Origin of the sequence: Ollibium composti (assembly GCF_004801285.1) — a bacterium.
GTDB lineage: Bacteria > Pseudomonadota > Alphaproteobacteria > Rhizobiales > Rhizobiaceae > Mesorhizobium > Mesorhizobium composti.
In genome coordinates this window covers 110553-135833 of sequence record NZ_SSNY01000006.1, presented here as the reverse complement: position 1 = coordinate 135833, position 25281 = coordinate 110553, and the positions used below count along the sequence as shown (strand labels likewise).

Sequence of the window (25281 nt, the reverse complement as noted above, 5' to 3'; positions counted from 1 at the left end):
AACCATGCCGCTCTCCGAGGCTTTCCGGCCCGTCTCCTTCGCCGATCTGCCCGGTTGGGCGGACGACGATCTCCTTCCCGCTTTCGAAGCTTTCCGCCGCTCGGCCTTCCAGGTCCTGACCAAGCCCTACAGGACGGGGGCGCTCGGGGTCGATCTTATCGCCTTTGCCGAAAGCCATGCGGCGGCAAGAGCCGTTTCGGCGCCGAATCGGTCGCAGGCGCGTGCTTTCTTCGAGCAGCATTTCGTACCCGCGCTGGTAAGGCCGGACACTGGCGATCGGGGGCTGGTCACAGGTTTCTACGAGCCGGAAGCGGAAGCTTCGGCGGTCCGTACGGCCGAATTCACCGTGCCGTTGCTGGCGCGACCGGCCGATCTGATCGACATCGACGATACCAACCGGCCGCAAGGCATGGACCCCTATCTCGCCTTCGCCCGCCATGCCCAGCCGGGGCCGGTGGAGTATTTCGACCGTGCGGCCATCGAAGGTGGCGCGCTGGCTGGGCGCGGACTTGAGATCGCTTGGCTCAGGGACAAGGTCGATGCCTTCTTCATCCATGTGCAGGGTGCGGCCCGACTTGCCATGACCGACGGTCGGCGGCTGCGTGTCACCTATGCGGCGAAATCCGGCCAGCATTTTTCCGGGCCGGGCCGAATCCTGGCCGATCTCGGCGAAATCCCGCTGGAAAAGGTGACGATGCAGTCGATCCGCGCCTGGTTTCGGGACAATCCGCACCGCGTCGACGAGATCCTGCAGCAGAATCGCTCCTACATCTTCTTTCGCGAGGCGCCGGTGGACGATCCGGTGCTCGGCCCGGTCGCCGCCGCCAAGGTGCCGCTGACGCCCGGCCGCTCGGTCGCCGTCGACCGGCTGCTGCACACCTTCGGCACGCCTTTCTTTATTTCCGCGCCGGCCTTGCAGGCTTTCGGCGACGGCGGTTTCCGGCGGCTGATGATCGCGCAGGACACAGGCTCGGCCATCGTCGGCGCTGCGCGCGGCGACCTGTTCGCCGGTTCGGGAGATGCGGCCGGTGAGATCGCCGGCGTCGTGCGCCATGCCGCGGATTTCTATGCGCTGCTGCCGCGCCCGCTTGTTTCGAGGGCCGGAGGATGAGCCGCCGGCCGGCAAAAAATCTGACGGATGAGGATCGGGTTCTGTGGTCGCTGGTGGCGCGCAGCGCGACGCCGCTGCGGGGCAAGCGCTCGGTCGAGGTGCCGGATGTCGTTCTGGAACCGGAAAAGGCGCCTTCCAAGTCCGAGCCCGTACCGCCGCCGACATCGAAACGGCCCGAAAAAGCCGGCGCCGGCCACGCTATCCACGCGCTCGACCGACCGACGCACGACAAGCTGGCCAGAGGCCGCATGCCCATCGAGGGGCGCGTCGACCTACATGGCCTGACGCAGGACGAGGCGCACGCGCTGCTCTATTCCTTCCTCAGCCGCGCCCATGCCGGCGGCGTGCGCTATGTGCTCGTCATCACCGGCAAGGGCTCGTCCTCGGGCGGCGACGGCGTGCTGAGGCGTTCGGTGCCGGCATGGCTGTCGACGCCGCTGTTCCGGCCGCTGGTGTCCAGCCACGACCACGCCGCGCGCAACCATGGCGGTACCGGCGCGCTCTATGTGCGGCTGCGCCGCGTCAAGGCGTGAGGAGAAGGCCGTGACGCCGCTCGGCGAACGCATCCGGGAACTCCGCCGCGAGCGCGGCGTCAGCCAGAAGGACATGGCCGCGGCCATCGGCGTCTCGGCCGCCTACCTGTCGGCGCTGGAACATGGCCGGCGCGGCATCCCGACCTGGACGCTGATCCAGAAGATCATCGGTTACTTCAACATCATCTGGGACGACGCCGAGGACCTGCAGCGGCTGGCCGAAGCCTCGCATCCGCGCGTCCGGCTGGACACGTCCGGCCTGACACCGGCCGCAACCGAACTCGCCAACCTTCTGGCGGAGAACATCGGCAGGCTGGACGATGAGGATATAGAGCGGCTGACGCTCGCCGTGAAACGGGCGCTCGCCAACCGGCGGTCCTGAGCGGCGCGGCCGGTGTCAGTTCAGCACATGCACCAGCCATAGCGAGAGGGCGGGGAAGGCCGTCAGGAGCGCCAGGCGGATGAGGTCTGCCAGCACGAACGGGATCACGCCCTTGTAGGTGCTGATGATCGGTACGTCCTTGGCCACCTTGTTGACGACGAAGACATTGAGGCCGATGGGCGGTGCGGCAAGGCCGATGGCGACGACGACGAGCACCAGAATGCCGAACCAGATGGCGACGTCTTCGCTGGTCATGCCGAAATCCAGCGTCAGCACGATCGGCATGAACACCGGCAGTGTCAGCAGGATCATCGCCAGTTCATCCATCACCGCGCCCAGCACGATGTAGGCGACCAGCATGCCCCACACCACGGCATAGGGCGACAGGCCCGAATCGCCGATCATTTCGGCCAGGCCCATCGGCATCTGCGTCAGTGCCAGGAAGGCGCCGAAAACTTCCGCGCCGAGCAGGATCAGGAAGATCATGCCGGTCGTCTCGGCTGTCTGGAGGAAAGCCACCTTGATGCGCTTCCAGTCCAGCGACCCTTGAGCGACGCCGATCGCCAGCATGGTCGCCGCGCCCACCGCAGCCCCTTCCGTCGGCGTGAACACCTCGCCATAGATGCCGCCGACCACGATGATCGCCACCGCCGCCGCCGGGATGATGGCGAAGTCGAGGAGCAGGAAAACCAGGCCGACGATGCCGAGCAGCAGCGCGCCGACGGTGTTGGCATAGCCGACCGACCATAGACCGATGGCTGCGATCACCGCGATCGCTCCCAATGGCCGTGCCCAGACCGGGCGGGGCGTCGCCTGCGGCGGCGTGATCTCCAGCGGCGGCGCCAGTTCGGGCTTTCGCCGCACGATGATGGCGATGGCGATGCAGTAGAAGGTCGCCGCCATCAGTCCGGGGATGAGGGCTGCCTGGAACAGCTTGGCGATGTTCTGCTCGGCTGTGATGGCGTAGATGACCAGGATAACCGAGGGCGGGATCAGGATGCCCAGCGTGCCGCCGGCGGCGATGGTGCCGGTGCCGAAACCGGGATCGACCTTGGCGCGGCGCAGTTCCGGCAGCGCCGCACGGCCGAAGGTGGCGGCGGTGGCCACCGAGGAGCCGCAGATGGCGCCGAAGCCGGTGCAGGCGGCGATCACCGCCATCGGCATGCCGCCGCGCACGCGCCCCAACCTTCGTTCCGCCGCGCGGAAAAGGGTCGAGGCCATGCCCGATCCCTCCGCCAGCGCACCCATGAGGATGAACAGCGGGATGACCGACAGCGTATAGCTGGCGAACTGGCTGTAGGCATTGACGCGCAGGTAATAGATCAGCGCATGCATGCCGTTGAGATACGCATAACCGGCGGAGCCGACGACCAGCATGGCGAGCGCGATCGGCATGCGGATGGCGATCAGCACCAGCATGGCGCCGAAGCCGATCAGCGCGATGGAGAACCCGCTCATTCGCGCACCTCCGACGATGTATGCACCGCGGGCGGGAGCCGGTGGATGATTTTCAGGATCGCCGTCGCCACCGCGATCACGCAGGCGAGCCCGGCAAGCACGGAGCACAGCAGGTAGACCGGCCACACTGGCCACGGAAGCTGGATCAGCGTTAGCCCGTTCGTGCGCGCATCCATGCCGCCGGCGAACAGGCCCCAGGCGAAGAAGCCGAGGAACGCCGCCAGCACCAGATCCCAGACGCCGTCTATCGTCGCGTTCACCCTGGCCGGCAGCTTGAGCGTGAAGGTATCGACGGCGATGTGGCCGCTGCGCGCTTGCGTCTGGCCGAGGAAGGCGAAGACGGACACGCCCACCGCGATCTCGACCATTTCGTAGTCGGCCGGGATCGGACTGTTGAACAGCCAGCGACCAACGACGCTGACCGTCACCAGCGCGGCGGCGAGGCATGTCAGCGTGCCGCCGGCCACCGCAAGCGCGGCGGCCAGCCGGTCGATCCACCGCACGTCTGGCGCGCTGTCAGGGGGTGCCGGTGTTTCCATGGTCAACCCCCTGCCGCCTGGCGCTCAGGACGGCATCGCCGCCGCCCGGTTTGGCGCGCCGTCACGCTGTTCGTCACGCCTTGCCGTATTTCGCGATCAGTTCCTGCGCGGTCTTGATCAGTGCGTCGCCGTCGAGCCCCTTGGCCTTGACGTCCTCGACCCATTTGATGTGCACCGGCTTGGTGGCCTCGATCCAACGGGCTTTCTCTTCCTCGGAAATCGAGGAGACGACACCCTTGCCGTCGGCCTTGATCTTGTCGCCCACTTCCTTGCCGACAGTGTCCCACATTTCACCGGCGAGGTTGGCGAAATGCATGCCGCTCAGCTTGTCGAGGACGCCGCGCTGGTCGTCCGACAGGCGCTCGTAGCTGCCCTTGTTCATCGCCAGGAAGAAGGTCGTCGTATAGAGCGTCGGCGAGCCGGGGATGGCGGTGTGGAACTTGGTCAGCTCGTCCACCTTGACCGAAGGCACCACCTCCCACGGAATGACGCAGCCGTCGATGGCGCGCTGCGCCAGCGCCTCGGGCACCTGCGGCACCGGCATGCCGACCGAGGTGGCGCCAAGCGCCGTCAGCGCCTCGCCGGCCAGCCGCGTCGGGTTACGCAGCTTCAATCCGGCAAGGTCTTCCTTCGTCTTGATTTCCTTGTTGGTGTGAATCAGGCCGGCGTCATGCGCCCAGAAGCACAGGATCTTGGTGTCGGCCGTCTCCTTGGCGATATGCGTCTCGCCGAATTCCTGGCAGGCCGGCGCATTGGCCTTGGCCTCGGCCGCTGCCACGAAAGGCAGCTCGAACACCTCGGTGGAGGGGAAGCGGCCGGGCGTGTTGCCGGGCAGAGTCCAGACGATGTCGACGACGCCGTTGGCCGCCTGGTCGTAGAGCTGCGGCGGCTTGCCGCCGAGCTGCATGGCCGGGAAAATCTGGACCTTCAGTCTGCCCTGGCTCTCGTCCTCGATCGATTTCGCCCAGGGCGTCAGAAGGCGGGCGTGCACGTTGGAGACCGGCGGCAGGAAATGGTGCAGCTTGAGCGTCACCGTATCCTGCGCGCGGGCGATGCCGCTCTTGAGCAGAGCGGGCGCAGCCAGAAGCGCGCCGGTGGTTTTCACGAAGCTGCGGCGAGATAGTGTCATGGTTTCCTCCCTGGAAAACGGCAAGGCGCCGCCATTTCGTTGATAACCCGGACGAAGCGCCGGGTTTTGTTGGCCGGTTGCCCGGTTGTCCTCCCTCGACGGCTGCCACCGTTCAAGCAGCCTGCATCATCCTTTCCGGACGATCAACCGGCATGGCTTGCGGCTTCGAGCGTCGTTTGGTGCCACAGACGACCCCCGCCGGCAACCCGGAGCGATCTCGTCGTCCTCCGATGACAGTTTGCACCTTGCTTCACACGTTAATTTTAGCTGGTCGGCGCTGTCAAGGCGCGGGATCGGCTACGCCGCTTCCCGCACCTGGTAGTCCTTGATCGCGGCGAAGCGGATGGCCTTCCAGCGTTCGGCCTCGTAGTTGAGCGAGAACTCGTGCTGGGCCAGGAAGACCGGATCGCCGTCGAGGTCGCGGGCGATGTCGCCGCGATGCCCCTCGACGAAGCGGGTGAGTTCCGCACGCTCGTCGGCCGAGATCCAGCGGCAGACGGAAAAGCGCGACATTTCGAAGTCCACCGGCAGGCCGTATTCGACGGAAAGCCGCTCCTTCAAAACGTCGAGCTGCAGAGCGCCGACGACGCCGACAATGGCCGGCGAACCGTCCTCCGGCTGGAAGAGCTGGACGACGCCCTCCTCAGCCATCTGCTGCAAGGCTTCCTTCAGTTTCTTGGCCTTCATGGCGTCGCCGAGACGCACGCGGCGCAGGATTTCGGGGGCGAAGTTCGGCACGCCGCGGAACAGGATTTCCTCGCCCTCGGTCAACGTGTCGCCGATGCGCAATGTGCCGTGGTTGGGAATGCCGACAACGTCGCCGGCATAGGCCTCGTCGGCGGTGACGCGCGAGCGGGCGAAGAAGAATTGCGGCGCCGAAAGGCTCATCGGCTTGCCGGTGCGCACCAGCTTCGCCTTCATGCCGCGCTCCAGCGTGCCGGAGCAGACGCGCACGAAGGCGATGCGGTCGCGGTGGTTGGGGTCCATATTGGCCTGGATCTTGAAGACGAAGGCACTCATGCCCGGCTCGGTCGCATGCACCGTGCGCGTGTCGGCTTCCTGGTCACGCGGCGGCGGGGCGAAGGCGCCGAGCCCCTCGATCAGGTCGCGGACGCCGAAATTCCTCAGCGCCGAGCCGAAGTAGACCGGCGTCAGGTGGCCTTCGCGGAAGGCATCAAGGTCGAAAGGTCGGCAGGCTTCCCGCGCCAGCTCCAGTTCCTCGATGAAGGTCGGCCGCTCGTTGTCGGGCAGCAGGCCGGCGACGCGGTTGGAATCCGGCCCGTTGACCGGCGTGCGCCCGGTCTCCGTGTCGGACCGCCGCACGGCGTTGTCGGCCAGGTGGTAGGTGCCCGAAAAGGTCTTGCCCTGGCCGATCGGCCAGGTGATCGGCGCGGTGTCGAGCGCCAGCTTCTGTTCGATCTCGTCGAGGATCTCGAAGGTGTTGCGCGCCTCGCGGTCCATCTTGTTGACGAAGGTGACGATCGGGATGTCGCGCAGCCGGCACACCTCGAACAGCTTCAGCGTGCGCGGCTCGATGCCCTTGGCGGCGTCGATGACCATGACGGCCGAGTCCACCGCCGACAGCGTGCGGTAGGTGTCGTCGGCGAAGTCCTCGTGGCCGGGCGTGTCGAGCAGGTTGAAGACGTTGTCGCCATACTCGAAGGTCATCACCGAGGTGACGACCGAGATGCCGCGCTCGCGCTCGATCTTCATCCAGTCGGAGCGCGTCTGGATGCGATCCTTCTTGGCCTTGACCTCGCCTGCGAGCTGGATGGCGCCGCCGAACAGGAGCAGCTTTTCCGTCAGCGTCGTCTTGCCGGCGTCGGGGTGGGCGATGATCGCGAAGGTGCGGCGGCGCGAAACCGCCTGGGAAATCGTCTCGGCCATGTGAGGAATCCGTTGTCGCGCGGCTTATAGCGGCGGGGCGCTGGCCTGTCGAACAGGAATTTTCGGCCGTCGGCTCCGCCAGCTTGACAATGGCATAAGTCTTTACTTATGATAAGCTATGGCTAATAGCAGTGCACAACTCACCGCACTCGGCGATCCGACCCGCAGGCAGATTTTCGAGCTTGTCGCCGAGAAGCCCCGGTCGGTGGCGGAGATCACGCGGGCGATGACGGTTTCGCAATCGGCCGTTTCCCAGCATCTCAAGGTCTTGCGCGAATCCCGGCTGGTCCGCGCCGAGCCCCGGGGGGCTTCCAACGTCTACCAGATCGACCCGGAGGGCCTTGGCCAGATGCGGGCCTGGCTCGATCGGTTCTGGAGCCGGACGCTGGCGGCCTACAAGATCGCCGTGGAGCAGCCCGGCGAACGGCAACCGCAAGAGGAGCAGACATGAACACGCATGTGCCCATCGCAACCGTGAGGCAGTCCGTCGTCGTCGAAGCGCCGATCGAGCGAGCCTTCAAGGTTTTCACCGAGGACTTCGGCAGCTTCAAGCCGCCCGAGCACAACCTGCTTGCCGTGCCGATCGCCGAGACGGTCTTCGAGCGGCACGTCGGTGGCCATATCTACGACCGCGGCGCCGACGGCAGCGAATGCCGCTGGGCGCGCGTGCTGGCCTATGAACCACCCACCCGCCTGCTGTTGAGCTGGGACATCAGCCCGCGCTGGCAGATCGAGATGGACCCCGACAAGACGAGCGAATGGGAAGTGCGCTTCACCGCCGAGACGCCGAGCAGAACGCGCGTCGAGATCGAGCATCGCAACCTCGACCGCCACGGTATGGGCTGGGAAAGCGAGCGCGACGGCGTTGCCGGTGATCAGGGCTGGCCGCTCTATCTCAGCCGGTTTGCTGGTCTGTTTGCTCGGACATGACGAACCGGGACGACGCGACGATAATTGCACCTGAGGGACCGGCAGCCGCGCCTATGGCGGCCGCCGGCCAACGTTCGGTGTCAGCGCAGCTTTTGCCTCAGGCCACCGCGGCTTTGTGCTCCCTCGCGGCAATTGCCGGGACCCAGTCGCGCAGGGCGGCGCCGATCGCGTCGGGATGGTCTTCCTGCAGGTAGTGCGCGCCGGGGCCGAGGTTTATCACCTTGCAGTCGGTCAGGGTGGCCGCGAAAGCGTTGGCTGCGGCGGGCGAAACCAGCGCGCCGGGCTCTCCGTGGAACAGGATTTTCGGGTAGGTTGAAAGGCGGAGCGCCCGGTGGTCGTGCGCGCTGATGGCCGCGACATCGGCGGGCAGGCTTCCGATCGGCATTTCGTTGGGCATGCTCAGGATCGGCTTGCGCGAGGCCGGCGTCGGGAAGGGCGCACGGTAGGCGTCCATCTCCTCGGCGCTCATCTTGCGCATCACCGAGGCGGGCAGCACCCGCTCGATGAAGATATTGTCCTCGAGAACGAGCTTTTCGCCTTGGCCGGGCGTGCGGAACGCCTTGAACAAGGCGCGCGCCTCGTCGCGCTGGTGAAAATCCTCCCAGCGGTCGAAGGGCCGGATGAATTCCATGAAGGCGAGGCCGAGAATGCGGTGCGGCCGCCGCGACGCCAGGTGAAAGGCGAGCGCCGTGCCCCAATCCTGCGCCACCAGCACCATGTCGCCGATGCCCAGCTTTTCGATGAAGGCGTCGAGATAGCGCACCTGGTCGAAGAAACGGTAGGCGATGTCGGGCTTGCCGGACTGCCCGTAGCCGATCAGGTCGGGCGCGATGCAGCGGCCGACCGGTGCGACGTGGGGAATGATGTTGCGCCAGATGTAGGACGAGGTCGGGTTGCCGTGCAGGAACAGGACGGTCGGCCCGTCTCCGCCCGCCTCGACGTAGCTCATCGTCGAATCGAGTACGTCGATCTCGTGGCGCTGCTGCTTCAAAGTCTGGTCGGCACTCATGACGGAACCTTTCCAAATGTTGTTGCGAAGATGATCCTCTTGAACCGCTCCAGCGGTTCGGGGCTGCGCTCCACCTTCATGCGCAGCATCGCCCCCTGCCACGACGACAGAAGGAAATCGGCGAGGTCATCGGCTTCGAACCGGTCGTCGATCTCGCCCGACGCCTGGCCTTCGCGGATGCAGTTGGCGAAGGGCTGGCGCCAGCGCTCGAAGATGGACACCAGTTGCTGCCGCAGCGGCTCGCTGTGCACGACGGTCTCCAGACTGAGGTTTCCGATCATGCAGCCGCGCGCCCAGTCGGCGGCCTCCAGCTTCGAGGTGATGACGTCGAGATAGCGCTTCAGGCGACCCACCGGCGGCGTGCCGTCGGCGGCAAGGGCCGTTTCCACCAGTCCGGAGACATAGGCGAAGTAGCGGTCAAGCACCTCGCCGACGAACGCTTCCTTGGACGGGAAGTGGTTGGTGAAGGAGCCCGGCTTTGCCCCTGCCGCCGCGACGATGTCGCGGACGCCTGAGGCGGAGTAGCCGGCGTCCCAGATGGTGCGGAAGCCGGCGTCGAGAAGTGTTTCACGGAGCGATTGTCTAGCCATGAACGGAATAATACGTACGTACGTATTGAAGTCAAGCATGAAAATTCACGGAGGCGTCAGCGACATCGGCGCAAGGGCGGACGGGAGCTTTTCGGCAGATCCCGGGGCGGGGAGATGCAGCCGGAACAGCAAGGAACCCGATGCTGCGGCTCCGGCGAGGATCGGCACGCCACAACCGCTGCAAACGGGAGCGCTCAGCCGTCTCACATCGCCAGGATGGCTCCGCCGCCGTGGCGGATACGGCGGGATCGCCAGGGGGCGAGCGGCGCCGTCAGCCGGCCAGCGCCAAGTCCTCGCTTGCCGGCTCGAACGGCCGCACCGTCATGCCTTGCCGGCTCAGCGTGACGAAGCTGCCCGGCGGCACTGCCTGCCAGTCGCAGCCGTCGCGGTCGAGCGGTTCCGACATGATGCAGCGGCCCTCGCCGAAGGCCGACGCATAGAGTGTCGGCGCGGTGGCGTGCGTGGTGTAGCGCACGGCGTGAAGCGTCTCGCCGTTGGCCAGCGCTGCCGTGAGCTTGAAGGACGGCTCGATGCCGGCACCGCGTTGTGCCGCGATGACGCGCCGTGTGGCGCGTTCCATCGCGCCCTGCGGGTCCTGTTCTAACCCCTCAGCAAACAGGAGAAGGAAGAAAAGTTCGGAATCGGTGCCGCCTTCCAGCCGTTCGTAGAGGTCGTCGGTCAGGCTGGCCTCCAGCGGGCGCCGGATCTTCTCGAAGCCGCCGATCTGGCCGTTGTGCATGAAGGCCCAGGGGCCGAGGATGAAGGGATGGCAATTGGCGCGGCTGGTGGCACCGCCGGTCGAGGCGCGCACATGCGCCAGGAACAGGCCAGATCTGATCTGTCGGCACAGGCTTTTCAGGTTCGGGTCGGACCATGCCGGCAGGATGTCGCGGTAGAGGCCGGGTTCCGGCCGGTCGCCGTACCAGGCGACGCCGAAGCCGTCGCCGTTGGTCGGTGTCTTCGCCTCCAGCGCGTGGTGGCTCTGCTCGATCAGCGAATGGCAGGGCGCGGTGACGATGTCTTCCAGGAAGACCGGTTCCCCGAGATAGGCCGCCCAACGGCACATGATCGCCTCTCCTTGGCTCGCGACGCCTGCACCAGAATCGCCGATCATGGGTAAAAAAGCGTGAACGCGGCATTTTTCCGCCTCCTTTGCCGGCAAGCTGCGACCAACCTGCCGGTATGTCGCGACGGGTATTGAGAAAGCCGTTGAAAGCGGCCGCCCGCCGATTGACCCGCGCCGTCCCCTGGCCGATAGGATCGCCGCCATGTCCGCTTCTTCCCAGCAATCCGTCATCGGTCCCCTGATCGGCTTCGTCCGCTTGCCGCATGGCGAAGGTCTGCCCCTGCCCGCCTATGAGAGCGCGGGTGCGGCCGGCATGGACCTGCGCGCCGCCGTACCGGAGGATCGCCCGCTGCTGATCCTGCCGGGTCGTCGGGTGCTGGTGCCGACCGGTCTGGTGATGGAAATCCCCGAGGGACTCGAAGGTCAGGTCCGGCCGCGCTCGGGCCTTGCGCTGAAGCACGGCATCACCTGCCTCAACACGCCCGGCACCGTCGACAGCGACTATCGCGGCGAGGTCAAGGTGCTGCTGGTCAATCTCGGCGACGAGGATTTCACCGTCGAGCGCGGCATGCGCGTGGCCCAGATCATCTTTGCGCCGGTCGTGCAGATCCGGGTCGAGGAACGCAGCCTCGCCAACGGCACCGCGCGAGGCGCCGGCGGCTTCGGCTCGACCGGGACGGCGTGAGCATGGCAGCGCCGAAGCTGGTGATCTTCGACTGCGACGGCGTGCTGGTCGACACCGAGAACATCGCCAACGAGCGGCTGGCCGCCTGGCTGACCGAGGCCGGCTATCCGGTCACCTTCGAGCATTGCCGCAAATATTTCTCCGGCCGCTCCATGGTGTCCGTGCAGCAGGAGGTGGAGGCCGCCGGCGCCAGCCTCGGCGCCGATTTCGTCGAGCGCTGGAACGCCGGCCTGCCGGAACTCCTCGGCGGCCGGGTCGAGGCCGTGCCGCATGTGCGCACCTTCATCGATACCGTGCGCACCGCCGGCATCCCCTATTGCGTCGCCTCCTCGGCGCGGGTGACGAAGATGCACATCACGCTCGGCGCCACCGGCCTACTGCCGCTGTTCGAGCACGCCATGTATTCCGCCACGATGGTCGGCCGGGCGAAACCGTTCCCGGATCTTTTCCTCCATGCGGCACAGTCGATGGGCGTGGCGCCGATGGACTGCGTTGTCATCGAAGACAGCGTTGCCGGCACGATGGCTGGCATCGCCGCCGGCATGCGCGTGTTTTCCTATCATGGCGACCCCTATGCCGATCCGGACGGGCTGGAACTGGCCGGCGGCATCCTGTTCGACGACATGCGCAAGCTGGCAGGGCTCATCCCCATTTCCGTCTAGGGCTGCTCCCGCATCTTTCGCTGTCGCGGCGCGCTACAAGCCCGATTCTGATGCTTTCGCGCGGCTCGCCGACTAGAACGAGAAGCGCTTTCGGGCAAATGGCAGGAGCCTGCGTCTGAGCCAATCGCATTCGTTTGCCCGGCCAATGCTGGAAGACTACCTTGCATCAAATTCAGCTTCTAGGAGACGTTCCATGGACAAGGGTAAGGTTTTCCGCGATCTGCACGCTTCCACTTTCGTCATCCCGAACCCCTGGGATATCGGCACCGCCCGGCTGCTCGCCTCGCTCGGCTACAAGGCGCTGGCGACGACGAGCGCCGGCTATGCCTTCTCGCGCGGCCTGGCCGACGGCGCCGTCGGCTTCGAGGCGATGATCCATCACTGCCGCGAACTGGTCGGCGCCACCGACCTGCCCGTGTCGGCCGATCTCGAAAAGGGCAAGGGCGACAGCCCCGAGCGCGCCGCCGAAACGATCTTCGCCGCCGAGGCCGCCGGTCTTGCCGGCTGCTCCATCGAGGATTTTTCCGGCGACGAGAGCCAGCCGATCTACGAGTTCTCGCATGCGGTCGAACGCGTCGCCGCCGCCGCCGAGGCCGCACGATCGCTGAAGCGGGATTTCGTCTTCACCGCCCGCGCCGAGAATTTCCTGCATGGCCGCTCCGACCTTGACGACACGATCAGGCGTTTGCAGGCCTTCGAGAAGGCGGGCGCCGACGTTCTCTACGCGCCCGGCCTTTCCAGCGTCGAGATGGTGCGCACCGTCTGCTCATCCGTGTCGAAGCCGGTCAACGTGCTCGCCGTCGCCGGCTTCTCGGTTTCGGAACTGGCGGCGGCCGGCGTCAAGCGCATATCGGTCGGCTCGAAGCTGACGACGGCGGCGTTCGGCGCGGTGCGGCGCGCGGCGGTCGAGATGCTGGAGGCCGGAACCTTCGACTATGCCAGGGAGGCGATGGCCTTCGGCGACCTGCAGGGGCTGTTCGCCGGCAACAAGGCCTGACGGCGGCGCCGGGTTGCAAATCCGGTGCAAGCGGCTAGAACCGCCCGCGGTGAGCAGCACCGCGCGGGGAGCCCGATGAGCCAATACGACGTTCTGTGCATCGGCAATGCCATTGTCGATATCATCGCCCAGTGCGACGAAGCGTTCCTGGAGACGAACGGCATCGTCAAGGGCGCGATGAACCTCATCGACACGCACCGCGCCGAACTGCTCTATTCGCGCATGGGGCCGGCGATCGAGGCATCCGGCGGCTCCGCCGGCAACACGGCGGCCGGTGTCGCTTCCTTCGGAGGCCGCGCCGCCTATTTCGGCAAGGTCGCAAAGGACCATCTCGGCGAGATCTATGCGCACGACATCCACGCCCAGGGCGTCGCCTTCGACACCATGCCTCTTGAAAGCGGTGCCCCGACCGCGCGCTCGATGATCTTCGTCACCCCCGACGGCGAACGCTCGATGAACACCTATCTCGGCGCCTGCGTCGAGCTTGGCCCGGAGGATGTCGAGCCGGAAAAGGCGAAAGGTGCTGCCGTCACCTATTTCGAGGGCTATCTGTGGGATCCGCCGCGCGCCAAGGAAGCGATCCGCCAGACCGCGGCTATCGCCCACGCCGCCGGGCGCGAAGTGTCGATGACGCTGTCGGACTCGTTTTGCGTCGACCGCTATCGCGGCGAGTTCCTCGACCTGATGCGTTCCGGCACCGTCGACCTCGTCTTCGCCAATTCGCATGAGATCAAATCGCTCTACCAGACGGCTTCCTTCGACGAGGCGTTGGCGCAGATCCGCAAGGATTGCCGCATCGCCGCCGTCACCCGCTCGGAAAAGGGTTCGGTGATCGTGCGCGGCGACGAGACGGTCGTCATTCAGGCGACGCAGATCAGTGAACTGGTCGACACCACCGGCGCCGGCGACCTCTACGCCGCCGGCTTCCTGCACGGCTACACCAAGGGGCTCGACCTCAAGCACTGCGGCGATCTGGGCTCTCTCGCCGCCGGTCTGGTCATCCAGCAGATCGGCCCGCGTCCTCGCCAGAACCTGCGCCACGAGGCCGAGCGGGCGGGCCTGCTGTAGGGGTTGCCGTCTACCCGCCGTATCGCGCGGCGAAGTCGGAGATGCGTTGCACCACCTCCTTCGACACGGTGAGGCCGCGCGCCGCTGCCTTTTCGGCTGCCTCCGCGCCGCTGCGGCCGGGAATGTGCACGCCATAGCGTCGCCTCAGCCGCTCGATCTGTTTGCCGAGGCGATCCTCGAAGCCGGCATCGAACAGAACCGGGGAAATGGCGGCGACGAACAGGCCGGAGCCGGGGCTTTCGGCACCTTCGGTGAAACCGGGGGCATCGAGCGACCAGTTGGCGCCCGACAGGCCGGCCGCCAGCACTTCCACCATCAACGCGATATTGGCGCCGCGATTGCCGCCGAAGGCAAGCAACGCGCCCTTCATCGCCTCGGCCGGATTGGTGGTCGGGTTGCCGTGGGCGTCCAGAGCCCAGCCATCGGGGATCGCCTTGCCGGCCTCGGCCGCTTGGCGGACCTTGACGAAAGCGGTGGCGCTCGACGCCTGGTCGATGACCAGTGGCGCACCATTGGCGACGGGCGCCGCGAAGGACAGCGGGTTGGTGCAGTAGACCGGCTTGATCGAACCGCCGCCGGCCAGCAGCGCCGGCCCGTTGGTGGCGGCCAGCGCCACCAGTCCTCGTTCGGCCAGCCGGCGCGTGAACCAACCCAGCGCCCCGCACGTATACGCGTTCTTCTGCGCGAAGACGGCGATGCCGAACAGCCGTGCCGCCTTGGCTAGGTCCTCCAATGCGCGCTCGAAACCGGTATGGGCGATGCCGCGCCGGGCGTCTGACAGGAAGACGGCGAGCGCCGGCCGGGTGATGGCGGGCTCGGCATGGCCGTCGATGCGGCCGGCCGCAAGCGATTCGAGATAGTCGAGATGATGCGACAGGCCGACGGCGGCGTTGCCTTCGGCTTCCGCCGTCACGGTGGCGCGCGCCAGCAGGTCGGCCACCTCCTCGCCGGCGCCTGCGCCGAGGGCGGCCATGCGGCAAAGGGCGGTCGCCTGTTCGAGGCTCAGTTGCATGGTTTCGGTTCCGAATCGAAATCCGTTATGCTGCCTGCGCCGCTGTCAGCCAATGCGCGTCGGAATGCGCGCTTCGAGCTTGCGGAACAGGAAGACGATGACGCCGGTTATCGCCATATAGACGGCCGCGAGAAGCAGCAAGGGCTCATAGGTAACGAACAGGTCCTGCCGCACGCGAGAGGCGACGGCATAGATGTCGACCATGGTGATGGTGGCGACCAGCGGCGTCGCCTTGAGTTGCAGCACCGTCTCGCCGGCCAGTGTCGGCAGTGCCCGGTGCAGCGCCTGTTTCAGCCAGATGCGGCGGAAGATGGTGAAGCGGCTCATACCGAAGGCACGTGCGGCTTCCAGCTGACCGCGCGGCACGCCGGCGAAGGCGCCGCGCATCACCTCGCCCTCGTAGCCGGCATAGGACAAGGTCAGCGACAGCACGCCATAGGGCCATGCCTGCCTGAGATACGGCCACAGGAAGGAATCGCGAATCCACGGGAACTGCGGGAACAGCGAACCGAGCCCGTAATAGAGCAACCACAGTTGCAACAGAAGCGGCGTGCCGCGGATGATGGTGCAGAACGCTTTGGCGGGAGCGGCGAGCCAGGCCGGCCCTGCCGCCTGCGCGAGGCCGAGAGGTATGGCGAGCGAGATGCCCAGCACCGACGTCACCACCAGGAGCCAGATGGTCCGCCAGATGCCCTGGATCGCCAGCGGCATGTATTGCGGCAGCCAGTCCCAGCGCATCAGGAAGATAGACGCCAGCACGATCGCCAGGCCGATGGCGATCAGCGCGATGCGGTGCGGCTTCAGCCAGTTCGTCGCCGTTCGCTTCGGTCTGACGTCCATCAGCGCTTCGCTCATCGGCCGGCTCCCGCGACCGAGGGCATGCCGCGCCGCGCCCAGCGCTCGATGCGGCCGATGATGGCGCCGGAAAACAGGGTGAGCGCCAGATAGATCGCGCCGGCGGCCATGAAGAAGGTGAAATAGGCTTTCGTGGCGCCGGCGGCGGTTCGCGTCACCTGCGTCAACTCGTTGACGCCGACGATGGCCAGGAGCGCCGTGTCCTTGGTGGCGATCAGCCACAGGTTCGCCAGTCCCGGAATGGCGAAGGGCAGCATCGCCGGCAGGGTGATGCGCCGCATGATCAGCGACGGCGACATGCCGTAGGCGCGGGCTGCCTCGATCTGGCCCTGCGGGATGGCGAGGATGGCGCCGCGCAGCACCTCGGTCGAATAGGCGCCCTGCACGACGCCGAGCACGAAGATGCCGGCTGCGACGCCGGGGATGTCGGTCGGCGGGTAGCCGAAGGCGGCCAGTGCCTTGTTGAGCAGGTCGGCGCCGGCGAAATAGAGGATCAGGATCAGCACCAGTTCCGGCACGGCGCGCACGATGGTTGTGTAGACGGCGGCGAGGTCGCGCGCCACCGGCCCGCCATAGAGCTTGCACCAGGCGCCGCAGACGCCGAGGCAGAGGCCGACGACGGTGGCGCCGACGGCGATCATCACCGAATTGAGGAAGCCGGCGAGCAGGAAGGAACCGCGTCCCGGCGGCTCCAGAGCCAGGAGCCCCAAAGTGCCGTTGCCGAACAGGCCTGCCAGAGCGTCGATCAGGTCACTCCCCCCGCATCGTCACCTCCGGAGCGGTCCTGCCGGTCCAGAGGCAAAGTACGGCCGGCCATGCCGGAGTGCATGACCGGCCGGTGTCGTCAGTTGGACTGGGCGTCGTCGCCGTAGATGTCGAAGTCGAAGTATTTCTTGGTGATCTCGGCGTATTTGCCGTTGGCGCGGACCGCCTTGATGGCGGCGTTGATCTTGTCCTTCAGCTCCGTGTCGCCCTTGCGCACGCCGGCGCCGACACCGGGGCCGAGCACTTCGAGGTCGGGCGCGACGTAGCCCTTGAGGTCGCAGCAGGCCTTGCCCTCGTCCGATTTCAGGAAGGCGTCGAGCGCGATGGAATCGGCCTGCGTGGCGTCGATGCGGCCGGCGACCAGATCCTGATTGGCCTCATCCTGCGTCTGGTATTCCTTGATCTCTGCGGCGATGCCGCCGAAATGCTTCTTGGCGTAGGCGGCATGCACCGTCGAAACCTGGACGCCGAGAATCTTGCCCTTCACGCCGTCCGGCGTGGCGTCGAATTTCTGGTCCTTCGGCCCGATGATCGCGGTCGGCGTGTTGTAGTACTTGTCGGAGAAGTCGATCTCCTTTTCACGCTCGGCGGTGATCGACATCGAGTTCATGATGGCGTCGATCTTCTTCGACTTGAGCGCCGGGATCAGGCCGTCCCACGGGATCGGGGTCAGCACGCAGTCGAGCTTGGCCTCGGCGCAGATCGCCATGGTGATGTCGACCTCCCAGCCGCCCCATTTGCCGGAGGCGTCCTGGCTGTAGAAGGGCGGATAGGCTTCCGGCGAAAAGCCGACCTTGATCTCCTCGGCACTGGCCGACCATGCGCCGGCCAATGTCAGCGCGGCCGCCGCTATCGTCATCTTCACGAATGTCTTCATGGTCTTTCTCCCATTCTTGGCGGACGTTTCCCGTCCTGTTTCAACTGAATGCACTCAACCGATCCGGCCTCTACCCGACATTGCGCAGGAACTGCTTGAGCCGTTCGGATTTCGGCGCGCCGAAAAGCTGGTCGGGCGGCCCCTCCTCCTCGACCAGCCCGTTGCAGAGGTAGACGACATGGCTCGCGACTTCGCGGGCGAACTTCATCTCGTGCGTCACCAGCACCATGGTGCGGCCCTCGCGCGCCAGGTCGCCGATCACCTTGAGCACCTCGCCGACCAGTTCCGGGTCGAGCGCCGAGGTCGGCTCGTCGAACAGCATGACGCGAGGCTGGATGGCGAGCGCGCGCGCGATCGCCGCGCGCTGCTGCTGGCCGCCGGACAGGAAGGCGGGATAGACGTCACGCTTGTCGGCGAGGCCGACGCGCGCCAGCAGCGCCTCGGCGGTGCGGATCGCCTCCTCGCGCTTGACGCCGAGGACATGGATGGGAACCTCGATGACGTTTTCCAGAAGCGTCATGTGGCTCCATAGGTTGAAGCTCTGGAACACCATGCCGAGGCGCGAGCGGATGCGCTCGATCTGCCTGCGATCGGCCGGCACGCTGTTGCCATGGCTGTCGGCCTTCAGCCGGATTTCCTCGCCGTTGACGCGGATGATGCCGCTGGTCGGGTTTTCCAGGAAGTTGATGCAACGCAGCAGCGTCGACTTGCCGGAGCCGGAGCCGCCGATGATGGCGACCACCTCGCCGTCGCGCGCCGACAGCGACACGCCCTTCAGCACATGCAACTCGCCGAACTTCTTGTGCAGGTTCTCGATATGGATGGCCTCGGCGGGGGCCTGTCCGCCTGAAGACCGTGCTTGGGATACCTGCGTGCCGGCCGTCAAACCGCCGCCTCCGCGTGGCGCCTGCCCCGTTGTCGGATACTCGTCCGGCTGCGCATATCCCGTCACCGACTGCGCCTTTGCGGCCCAAGAGCCGTCGGCGCGCTCCCCATTTTCGCGGCATATTACGGCACTTGCGGCGGTCGGATGCAAGTGTATAAATGCCGGTACATGAAATTTTCTCCTATTTTTTCAGGAATGAGGCGCGCGTGAAAGCTTACGGTTCGCAATCCATGGCCGCACCGCTCAGGCGCGTGCTGATGCGCTCGGCCGCCAGCGCCATGCCGCGCGCCAGAGCGTCGGAATGGCACTATGGGCCGGGCTTCGAGGCTGGCAAGGCGGCGCTCCAGCATGAGGAACTGGCGAAGCTGGTCGCCGCCAGCGGCGCCGAAATCGAATGGCTGACCGATGCCGACGACGGGCTGGCGGACTCCGTTTTCACTCACGATCCCTCGCTGATGACCGACCACGGTGCCATCGTCCTGTCGATGGGCAAGGTGCTGCGCGAGCCGGAGCCGGCGCTGCACGCCGCCGCCTACCGGCGCATGGGCATTCCGGTTCTCGGCAGCATCGAGGCGCCGGGCCAGGTCGAGGGCGGCGATTGCGTGTGGGTTGACGCCAAGACGCTGGCTGTCGGCCGTGGCGTGCGCACCAACGAGGCCGGTATCCGTCAACTCGCCGGCCTGCTGGAGCCGAAGGGCGTCTCCGTCCTCGGTTTCGACCTGCCGCTGTGGCAGGGCGAGGAAGCCTGCCTGCATCTGCAATCGGTAATCTCGCCGCTGGCCGACGATCTGGCGCTGGTCCATGCCCCGCTCCTGCCGGCCGCCTTCTACCAGCTCCTGCGCCAGCGCGGCATCGCGCTCGTCCACGGCGACGCCGACGAATTCGCCGCCTCGAACGGGCTCAGCCTCAACGTGCTGGCCACCGCACCGCGCCAGGTGATCGCCGTAGCCGGCTTCCCGAAGACGGCTGCCGCCATGCGGGCCGCCGGCTGTGCCGTGCAGACCTTCGAGGCCGACGCGCTCTGCATTGCCTGCGAGGGCGGCCCGACCTGTCTGACGCGGCCGATCCTCAGGCAATGACCACCCTCGGCGAAGCCCTCATCACGCTGCTGGAAGCTCACGGCGTCGACACCGTGTTCGGCATTCCGGGTGTCCACACGGTAGAGCTGTACCGCGGATTGGCGGGCTCGAAGATCCGCCACGTCACGCCACGGCACGAACAGGGCGCCGCCTTCATGGCAGACGGTTACGCCCGCGCTTCGGGAAAGCCCGGCGTCGCCTTCGTCATCACCGGGCCGGGCCTGACGAATGCCGTCACCGCGATGGCGCAGGCGCGCGCCGATTCCGTGCCGATGCTGGTGATCTCCGGCGTCAACGCCATGCCGACGCTCGGCAAGGGGCTGGGCTACCTGCACGAGATGCCCGACCAGCGCGGCATGACGGAGAAGGTGGCGCTCGCCTCCACCCGCATCACCGAGGCGCGCGCGCTTCCGGGCGCACTGGCATCCACCTTTGCGCTGTTTGCCTCCTCTCGGCCGGGACCGGTGCACATCGAGATTCCCATCGACGTCATGACCGTGCCGGCCGACGGGCTGGTGCCGTCGCGGCCCAATGCGGCGCCGGCGGCACCCGATACGGCCGCCGTCGCCGAAGCCGCGCGGCTTGTGGAAGCTGCGCGGCGGCCGCTCATCCTGGCCGGTGGCGGCGCGAAGCGGGCGGAAGCGCAACTGCGCGCCCTGGCGGAGCGGCTCGACGCGCCGGTCGTGCAGACCGCCAATGCGCGTGGCCTGATGTATGGCCATCCGCTCGCCGTACCCGCCAGCCCCAGCCTCAAGGCCGTGCGCGCGCTGATGGCAGATGCCGATTTCGTCGTCGCCGCCGGCACCGAGTTCGGCCCGACCGACTACGATATGTATGGCGACGGCGGCTTTGCCCTGCCGGCCAATCTGGTACGTATCGACATCGACGCGGCGCAACTGGCGCGGCGGTCGGCCACGGTTTCCATCCAGGCGGATTGCGCGAGGGCGCTGGAGGCGCTGCTGGCGGAACTGGACGAGACCGGCCACCATGCGTCACAACAGGTCGCCGCGAGAGCCGATGGCGGCGCGGCGCGTCCGGCCACACCCGGCGCGGCCCGCGCCGCCGCCACGCGTGACGCCGCATGGGCGGAGATCGATCCGGCCGCGCAGGCACAGGTGAAGGTCGTGGGAACGATCCGCGACGCCCTGCCCGGCGCGCTCATCGTCGGCGATTCCACTCAGCCGGTCTATGCCGCCAATCTTTATTACGACCATGACCGTCCCGGCGGCTGGTTCAGCGCCGCGACCGGCTTCGGTGCGCTGGGCTACGGCCCGCCGGCGGCCATCGGTGCGGCACTCGCCGTTCCGGACGCGCCGGTCGTCTGCCTCACCGGCGACGGCGGCTTCCAGTTCACTTTGCCGGAGATCGGCGCGGCCCTGGATTCGGGTGCCAACGTCATCTTCGTGGTGTGGAACAATCGCGGCTACCGCGAGATCGAGACCTCGATGAGGGACGTCGGCGTCGAACCGGTCGGCGTGTCGCCTGCGCCGCCGGATTTCCTGAAAATCGCGGAAGCCTACGGGATCGAAGCCGAGCGTCTGGCCGGCCCGTCGGAGCTGGGCGAGGCGCTGCTGCGCGCCCGGCTCGCGCAAAAACCCCGCCTCATCGAGATTTCGGTTGAGTGACAACCGAAAAGGCGCGACGGTCCTATCGGGGTGAAAACGGGATTGAAGTGAGAATGACTGCGACTTTGGCAGGCAGGCATGTTGTGGTGACTGGCGGCACCGGCGCGCTCGGCACGGCGGTGGTGTCGCGGCTCCTCGATGAAGGCGCGATCTGCCATGTGCCGAACAGCCACGCCGCCGCACCCCCCGGTTTCGGTTTCGAGGGGCACGAACGCGTCCGCCTCGTCCACAACATCTATCTCGCCGATCCGGCGGTGGTGGATGAGTTCTACCGCGACGTGCCGGACCTGTGGGCGTCCATCCACATTGCCGGCGGGTTCGCCGCCGCTCCCCTGGACAAGACCGAATCCGCGTCCTTCGCCGAGATGATGGAAACCAACGTGCGCACAGCCTTCCTGTGCTGCCGCGCGGCGCTGCGCGCCATGCTGGCTGCCGAAACCGGCGGCCGCATCGTCAACGTCTCGGCCCGTCCCGGCCTCGATCCGCGCCGCGGCGCCGGCATGGTCGCCTATGCCGCCAGCAAAGCGGCGGTGGCCGCGATGACCGTGGCGCTGGCGGAGGAGGTCAAGGCAAAGGATATTCTGGTCAACGCCATCGCGCCCTCGACGCTCGACACGCCGGCCAATCGCGCCGCCATGCCCGACGCCAATCCCGCTCGCTGGGTAGCGCTCGACGCGGCGGCCGAGACGGTCGTCTATCTCGCCTCGCCGGCCAACCGGGCGATGAGCGGCGCACTGGTGCCACTCTACGGGCAGGCGTGATACAGACAGCTCTTTCCCGTCGTGAAACGAAAAAACCCGCCGGATCGCTCCGGCGGGTTCTTTTTATTCCTGTCGGCCGCGCCGCGGAAAACGGCGCGACCGGGTATCACATAAGCCTTAGTTGCCCTGCTTCTTCAGCGCGGCCCCCAGGATGTCGCCCAGCGAAGCGCCGGAGTCGGTCGAGCCGTACTGTGCGACGGCCTCCTTCTCCTCGGCGATTTCCAACGCCTTGATCGAGACCTGCAGCTTGCGGGTCTTCTTGTCGTAGGCGATGACGCGGGCATCCACCTTCTGGCCGACGGTGAAGCGCTCGGGGCGCTGCTCGTCGCGGTCGCGCGACAGGTCGGAGCGCTTGATGAAGGTCTCCAGGCCGCTCTCGACCAGCTTGACCTCGAGGCCGCCGTCCTTGATGCCGGTCACTTCGCACGTCACCACGGCGTTCTTGCGCAGTTCGCCCGAAGCGGCGGCATCGCCGGCCGCGTCACGCGAAAGCTGCTTGATGCCGAGCGAGATGCGCTCCTTCTCGATGTCGACGTCGAGCACCTGGGCCTTGACCATGTCGCCCTTGTTGTACTCCTCGATGACCTGCTCGCCCGGACGCGTCCAGTCGAGGTCGGAGAGGTGCACCATGCCGTCCACGTCGCCGTCGAGGCCGATGAACAGGCCGAACTCGGTCTTGTTCTTGACCTCGCCCTCGACCTGGCTGCCGACCGGATGGCTGCGGGCGAACGCTTCCCACGGGTTCTCCAGCGTCTGCTTGAGGCCGAGCGAGATGCGGCGCTTGGCGGGATCGACCTCCAGCACCACCACGTCGACCTGCTGCGAGGTCGACAGGATCTTGCCGGGGTGCACGTTCTTCTTCGTCCACGACATTTCCGAGACGTGGATGAGGCCCTCGATGCCCGGCTCCAGCTCGACGAACGCGCCGTAGTCGGTGATGTTGGTGACCGTGCCGGTGATCTTCTTGCCGATCGGGAACTTGGTGCCGATGTCGTTCCAGGGATCGCTCTCGAGCTGCTTCATGCCGAGCGAGATGCGGTGCGTTTCCTGGTTGATGCGGATGATCTGCACCTTGACCGTCTGGCCGATGTTGAGGATCTCGGTCGGATGGTTGACGCGGCGCCACGCCATGTCGGTGACGTGCAGCAGGCCGTCGATGCCGCCGAGGTCGACGAACGCACCGTAGTCGGTGATGTTCTTGACCACGCCCTCGACCACCTGGCCCTCTTCGAGGTTCTGCACGATCTCCGAGCGCTGCTCGGCGCGGCTCTCTTCGAGCACGGTGCGGCGCGAAACCACGATGTTGCCGCGACGGCGATCCATCTTGAGGATCTCGAAGGGCTGCGGGTTGTGCATCAGCGGGGTGACGTCGCGGATCGGGCGGATGTCGACCTGCGAACGCGGCAGGAAGGCCACGGCGCCGTCCAGATCGACGGTGAAGCCGCCCTTGACCTGGTTGAAGATGACGCCTTCGACGCGCTCGCCCTTGGAGAACTTCTCTTCGAGGCGCACCCACGACTCTTCGCGGCGTGCCTTGTCGCGCGACAGCATGGCTTCGCCCAGCGCGTTTTCGATGCGCTCGACATAGACTTCGACAGTGTCGCCGACCTTGAGGCCGCCTTCCTTGGCGTCCTTGCCCTTGGCGCCGAATTCCTTCAGCGGCACGCGGCCTTCGACCTTGAGGCCGACGTCGATGATGGCCATGTCCTTCTCGATCGCGGTGACGAGACCGCGCACGACCTGGCCTTCGCCCGAATGGCCGGGCGAGAATGATTCTTCGAGCATGCTCGCGAAATCGTCGCGAGTGGGGGTAGCTACTGACATATGGTCTCCTGAAAAGCCTCCTCATGGAGGCGGGCGCCGTGGGTTAGCGTTGCGGTTGGCCTGCCGGCGTTCCGGGCTTCTTCGAAAGCCCTTTGGCCGCTATCGCGGCAAGTCCGGCGCATAAAAGAATGCTGGCAGGCTGGTTTCACCTGATATGGATATTCTGCCTGCCGTCACCAACGGCGTGGAGCAAAAAAGCCGATCAGGCGGTGTCCCGTTTGGCGAGCGCATCGTCCACGATGGCGCGCGCGGCGCAGAACGCGGCCTCTATATCCATTTCCGACGTATCGAGCAAGTGCGCGTCGGCGGCGGGCTTCAGCGGCGAGTCGGCACGGCCCATGTCGCGCTCGTCGCGGCGCTCGATGTCGGCGAGGATGGTGGCGAAATCGCCCGACCCGTCCTTGGCCTCGATCTCGGCCAGCCGCCGCCGCGCCCTGACTTCTGCACTCGCCGTAACGTAGAGTTTCACGCTGGCATCCGGGCACACGACGGTACCGATGTCGCGTCCGTCGAGAACAGCGCCGCCGGGTTGCGCGGCGAAGGTGCGCTGCTTGTCGACCAGGATCTTGCGCACCTCGGGAATCACGGCGACCTTGGAGGCCGCCTCGCCTACCGCATGCGCCGACAGCACCGAGCGGTCGAGCGCGGAAAGATCGACCAGCTTCGCCGCCTCGATGGCGTGCGGCGCGTCGCCCAGTGGCCAGCCCCTAGCGATCAGCATATGCGCGACGGCCCGATAGGTCAGCCCGGTGTCGAGATGCGGCAGGTGGTAATAATCCGCCAGCCGCCTGGCCAGCGTGCCCTTGCCCGCGCCTGCCGGGCCGTCGATGGCGATGAGGAGGCGGGTCATACCGACCGCATCAGCCCGCCGTCGACGCGCAGGTTCTGGCCGGTGATGTAGGCCGCGCCGTCCGAGACCAGGAAGGCGATGGTCGCGGCGATCTCTTCGCTGGTGCCGTAGCGCTGCATCGGCACGCTGTCGCGGCGTTCGTCGAGTGCGGGCAGTGAGTCTATCCAGCCCGGCAGCACGTTGTTCATGCGCACATTGTCGGCCGCGTACTGGTTGGCGAACAGCTTCGTGTAGGCGGCGAGCCCCGCCCGCGCCACGGCCGAGGTGGGGAACAGCGCCGTCGGCTCGTCCACCCAGGCGGTCGAGATGTTGACGATGGCGCCCTTCTTCTGGGCGACCATGATCGGCGCGACGAGACGCGTCGCCCGCACGACATTCATGAAATAGGTGTCGAAGCCGGTGTGCCACTGCTCGTCGGTGATCTCGAGAAGCGGCGCGCGCGGCCCGTGGCCGGCGCCGTTGACCAGCGCGTCGATACGGCCCCATTTTCCGATGGTCAGATCGACGAAGCGCTTGAGGTCGTCGTTCGACTGGTTCGAGCCGGTGAAGCCGATGCCGCCGAGTTCCTTGCCGAGCGCCTCGCCCTTGCCGGAGGACGACAGCACCGCGACGGCAAAGCCGTCCGCCGCCAGCTTGCGCGCTGCGGCCGCGCCCATGCCCGAGCCACCGCCGACGATCATCGCGACTTTCGTATCAGCCAT

27 protein-coding genes are annotated in these 25281 nt (G+C 66.7%); 12 read left to right on the top strand and 15 right to left on the bottom strand.

From position 1 onward, the window contains the following. The first annotated feature begins 4 nt into the window (after positions 1 to 4). From mltA to E6C48_RS11980, 3 genes are read left to right on the top strand one after another with little or no spacing between them, the layout of a single operon-like run. On the top strand, positions 5 to 1111 hold the full coding sequence (gene mltA, locus E6C48_RS11990; RefSeq protein ID WP_136357463.1) for a murein transglycosylase A: 1107 nt from the start codon (positions 5 to 7) through the stop codon (positions 1109 to 1111). Further along, positions 1108 to 1644: a Smr/MutS family protein gene (locus E6C48_RS11985; RefSeq protein ID WP_136357461.1), complete on the top strand. Its 537-nt coding sequence runs from the start codon at positions 1108 to 1110 to the stop codon at positions 1642 to 1644. The genes mltA and E6C48_RS11985 overlap by 4 nt, the downstream gene beginning before the upstream one ends. Before the next feature lie 10 nt (positions 1645 to 1654). Further along, positions 1655 to 2026: a helix-turn-helix transcriptional regulator gene (locus tag E6C48_RS11980; RefSeq protein ID WP_136357460.1), complete on the top strand. Its 372-nt coding sequence runs from the start codon at positions 1655 to 1657 to the stop codon at positions 2024 to 2026. A gap of 15 nt (positions 2027 to 2041) precedes the next feature. Here the strand turns inward: E6C48_RS11980 and E6C48_RS11975 are convergent, their stop codons facing one another. From E6C48_RS11975 to E6C48_RS11960, 4 genes are all read right to left on the bottom strand, one after another. Further along, positions 2042 to 3484, bottom strand: a complete 1443-nt coding sequence (locus tag E6C48_RS11975; RefSeq protein WP_136357458.1) for a TRAP transporter large permease — start codon at positions 3482 to 3484, stop codon at positions 2042 to 2044. Then, positions 3481 to 4023 (bottom strand): TRAP transporter small permease, encoded by a 543-nt coding sequence (locus E6C48_RS11970; RefSeq protein WP_136357456.1) that lies wholly within the window; start codon positions 4021 to 4023, stop codon positions 3481 to 3483. The genes E6C48_RS11975 and E6C48_RS11970 overlap by 4 nt, the downstream gene beginning before the upstream one ends. A 73-nt stretch (positions 4024 to 4096) precedes the next feature. Then, positions 4097 to 5152, bottom strand: coding sequence for a TRAP transporter substrate-binding protein (locus E6C48_RS11965; protein ID WP_136357454.1), 1056 nt, complete (start codon positions 5150 to 5152; stop codon positions 4097 to 4099). Positions 5153 to 5449: 297 nt separating this feature from the next. Beyond that, entirely contained in the window at positions 5450 to 7039 is a 1590-nt protein-coding gene (locus E6C48_RS11960; protein ID WP_136357453.1) for a peptide chain release factor 3, read from the bottom strand. Between the two features lie 118 nt (positions 7040 to 7157). Here E6C48_RS11960 and E6C48_RS11955 point away from each other — a divergent pair, with 118 nt between their 5' ends. After that, positions 7158 to 7490 (top strand): ArsR/SmtB family transcription factor, encoded by a 333-nt coding sequence (locus tag E6C48_RS11955; protein ID WP_136357451.1) that lies wholly within the window; start codon positions 7158 to 7160, stop codon positions 7488 to 7490. After that, positions 7487 to 7969: an SRPBCC family protein gene (locus tag E6C48_RS11950; protein WP_136357449.1), complete on the top strand. Its 483-nt coding sequence runs from the start codon at positions 7487 to 7489 to the stop codon at positions 7967 to 7969. Before E6C48_RS11955 ends, E6C48_RS11950 begins: the two co-directional genes overlap by 4 nt. Before the next feature lie 97 nt (positions 7970 to 8066). On the opposite strand, the gene E6C48_RS11945 is transcribed toward E6C48_RS11950, so the two are convergent. The 3 genes from E6C48_RS11945 to E6C48_RS11935 all read right to left on the bottom strand — a co-directional run bounded on the left by E6C48_RS11945 (position 8067) and on the right by E6C48_RS11935 (position 10634). Continuing rightward, positions 8067 to 8978 carry a haloalkane dehalogenase gene (locus E6C48_RS11945; RefSeq protein WP_136357447.1) on the bottom strand — a complete coding sequence of 304 codons (912 nt, stop codon included), beginning with the start codon at positions 8976 to 8978 and terminating at the stop codon, positions 8067 to 8069. Beyond that, a complete protein-coding gene (locus E6C48_RS11940; protein WP_136357445.1) occupies positions 8975 to 9568 on the bottom strand; it encodes a TetR/AcrR family transcriptional regulator in 594 nt (197 codons plus the stop codon). Before E6C48_RS11940 ends, E6C48_RS11945 begins: the two co-directional genes overlap by 4 nt. A gap of 271 nt (positions 9569 to 9839) precedes the next feature. After that, positions 9840 to 10634, bottom strand: coding sequence for a class II glutamine amidotransferase (locus E6C48_RS11935; RefSeq protein WP_136357443.1), 795 nt, complete (start codon positions 10632 to 10634; stop codon positions 9840 to 9842). A 202-nt stretch (positions 10635 to 10836) separates the two neighbouring features. On the opposite strand from E6C48_RS11935, the gene dut reads away from it, so the two are divergent. The 4 genes from dut to E6C48_RS11915 all read left to right on the top strand — a co-directional run bounded on the left by dut (position 10837) and on the right by E6C48_RS11915 (position 14046). Then, the gene (gene dut / locus E6C48_RS11930; protein WP_136357441.1) at positions 10837 to 11319 is read left to right on the top strand and encodes a dUTP diphosphatase; all 483 of its coding nucleotides are present in this window, start codon (positions 10837 to 10839) and stop codon (positions 11317 to 11319) included. A 2-nt stretch (positions 11320 to 11321) separates the two neighbouring features. Then, a complete protein-coding gene (locus E6C48_RS11925) occupies positions 11322 to 11981 on the top strand; it encodes an HAD family hydrolase (RefSeq protein ID WP_136357439.1) in 660 nt (219 codons plus the stop codon). A 193-nt stretch (positions 11982 to 12174) separates the two neighbouring features. Further along, complete coding sequence (locus E6C48_RS11920; RefSeq protein WP_136357437.1) at positions 12175 to 12978, top strand: isocitrate lyase/PEP mutase family protein; 804 nt, start codon at positions 12175 to 12177, stop codon at positions 12976 to 12978. Between the two features lie 75 nt (positions 12979 to 13053). Continuing rightward, entirely contained in the window at positions 13054 to 14046 is a 993-nt protein-coding gene (locus tag E6C48_RS11915) for an adenosine kinase (RefSeq protein WP_136357436.1), read from the top strand. 10 nt (positions 14047 to 14056) lie between these two features. Here the strand turns inward: E6C48_RS11915 and E6C48_RS11910 are convergent, their stop codons facing one another. From E6C48_RS11910 to E6C48_RS11890, 5 genes are all read right to left on the bottom strand, one after another. Continuing rightward, positions 14057 to 15058, bottom strand: coding sequence for an Ldh family oxidoreductase (locus E6C48_RS11910; protein WP_136357434.1), 1002 nt, complete (start codon positions 15056 to 15058; stop codon positions 14057 to 14059). 45 nt (positions 15059 to 15103) lie between these two features. Then, positions 15104 to 15913: an ABC transporter permease gene (locus E6C48_RS11905; RefSeq protein WP_136357432.1), complete on the bottom strand. Its 810-nt coding sequence runs from the start codon at positions 15911 to 15913 to the stop codon at positions 15104 to 15106. Continuing rightward, entirely contained in the window at positions 15910 to 16623 is a 714-nt protein-coding gene (locus E6C48_RS11900; RefSeq protein ID WP_269142535.1) for an ABC transporter permease, read from the bottom strand. Before E6C48_RS11900 ends, E6C48_RS11905 begins: the two co-directional genes overlap by 4 nt. A 134-nt stretch (positions 16624 to 16757) precedes the next feature. Next, positions 16758 to 17555 carry a transporter substrate-binding domain-containing protein gene (locus E6C48_RS11895; protein WP_136357428.1) on the bottom strand — a complete coding sequence of 266 codons (798 nt, stop codon included), beginning with the start codon at positions 17553 to 17555 and terminating at the stop codon, positions 16758 to 16760. 70 nt (positions 17556 to 17625) lie between these two features. Continuing rightward, the gene (locus tag E6C48_RS11890) at positions 17626 to 18441 is read right to left on the bottom strand and encodes an ABC transporter ATP-binding protein (protein ID WP_136357426.1); all 816 of its coding nucleotides are present in this window, start codon (positions 18439 to 18441) and stop codon (positions 17626 to 17628) included. Between the two features lie 206 nt (positions 18442 to 18647). On the opposite strand from E6C48_RS11890, the gene E6C48_RS11885 reads away from it, so the two are divergent. The 3 genes from E6C48_RS11885 to E6C48_RS11875 are packed head-to-tail and all read left to right on the top strand — an operon-like array spanning position 18648 to position 21906. Then, complete coding sequence (locus E6C48_RS11885) at positions 18648 to 19520, top strand: dimethylarginine dimethylaminohydrolase family protein (protein WP_136357424.1); 873 nt, start codon at positions 18648 to 18650, stop codon at positions 19518 to 19520. Continuing rightward, on the top strand, positions 19517 to 21145 hold the full coding sequence (locus E6C48_RS11880; RefSeq protein ID WP_136357422.1) for a 5-guanidino-2-oxopentanoate decarboxylase: 1629 nt from the start codon (positions 19517 to 19519) through the stop codon (positions 21143 to 21145). The genes E6C48_RS11885 and E6C48_RS11880 overlap by 4 nt, the downstream gene beginning before the upstream one ends. Before the next feature lie 53 nt (positions 21146 to 21198). After that, positions 21199 to 21906: an SDR family NAD(P)-dependent oxidoreductase gene (locus tag E6C48_RS11875; RefSeq protein ID WP_136357420.1), complete on the top strand. Its 708-nt coding sequence runs from the start codon at positions 21199 to 21201 to the stop codon at positions 21904 to 21906. 117 nt (positions 21907 to 22023) lie between these two features. On the opposite strand, the gene rpsA is transcribed toward E6C48_RS11875, so the two are convergent. From rpsA to E6C48_RS11860, 3 genes are all read right to left on the bottom strand, one after another. Next, entirely contained in the window at positions 22024 to 23730 is a 1707-nt protein-coding gene (rpsA, locus tag E6C48_RS11870; protein ID WP_136357413.1) for a 30S ribosomal protein S1, read from the bottom strand. Between the two features lie 202 nt (positions 23731 to 23932). Then, the gene (gene cmk / locus E6C48_RS11865; RefSeq protein ID WP_136357411.1) at positions 23933 to 24580 is read right to left on the bottom strand and encodes a (d)CMP kinase; all 648 of its coding nucleotides are present in this window, start codon (positions 24578 to 24580) and stop codon (positions 23933 to 23935) included. After that, positions 24577 to 25281 (bottom strand): SDR family oxidoreductase, encoded by a 705-nt coding sequence (locus tag E6C48_RS11860; RefSeq protein ID WP_136357409.1) that lies wholly within the window; start codon positions 25279 to 25281, stop codon positions 24577 to 24579. The genes cmk and E6C48_RS11860 overlap by 4 nt, the downstream gene beginning before the upstream one ends.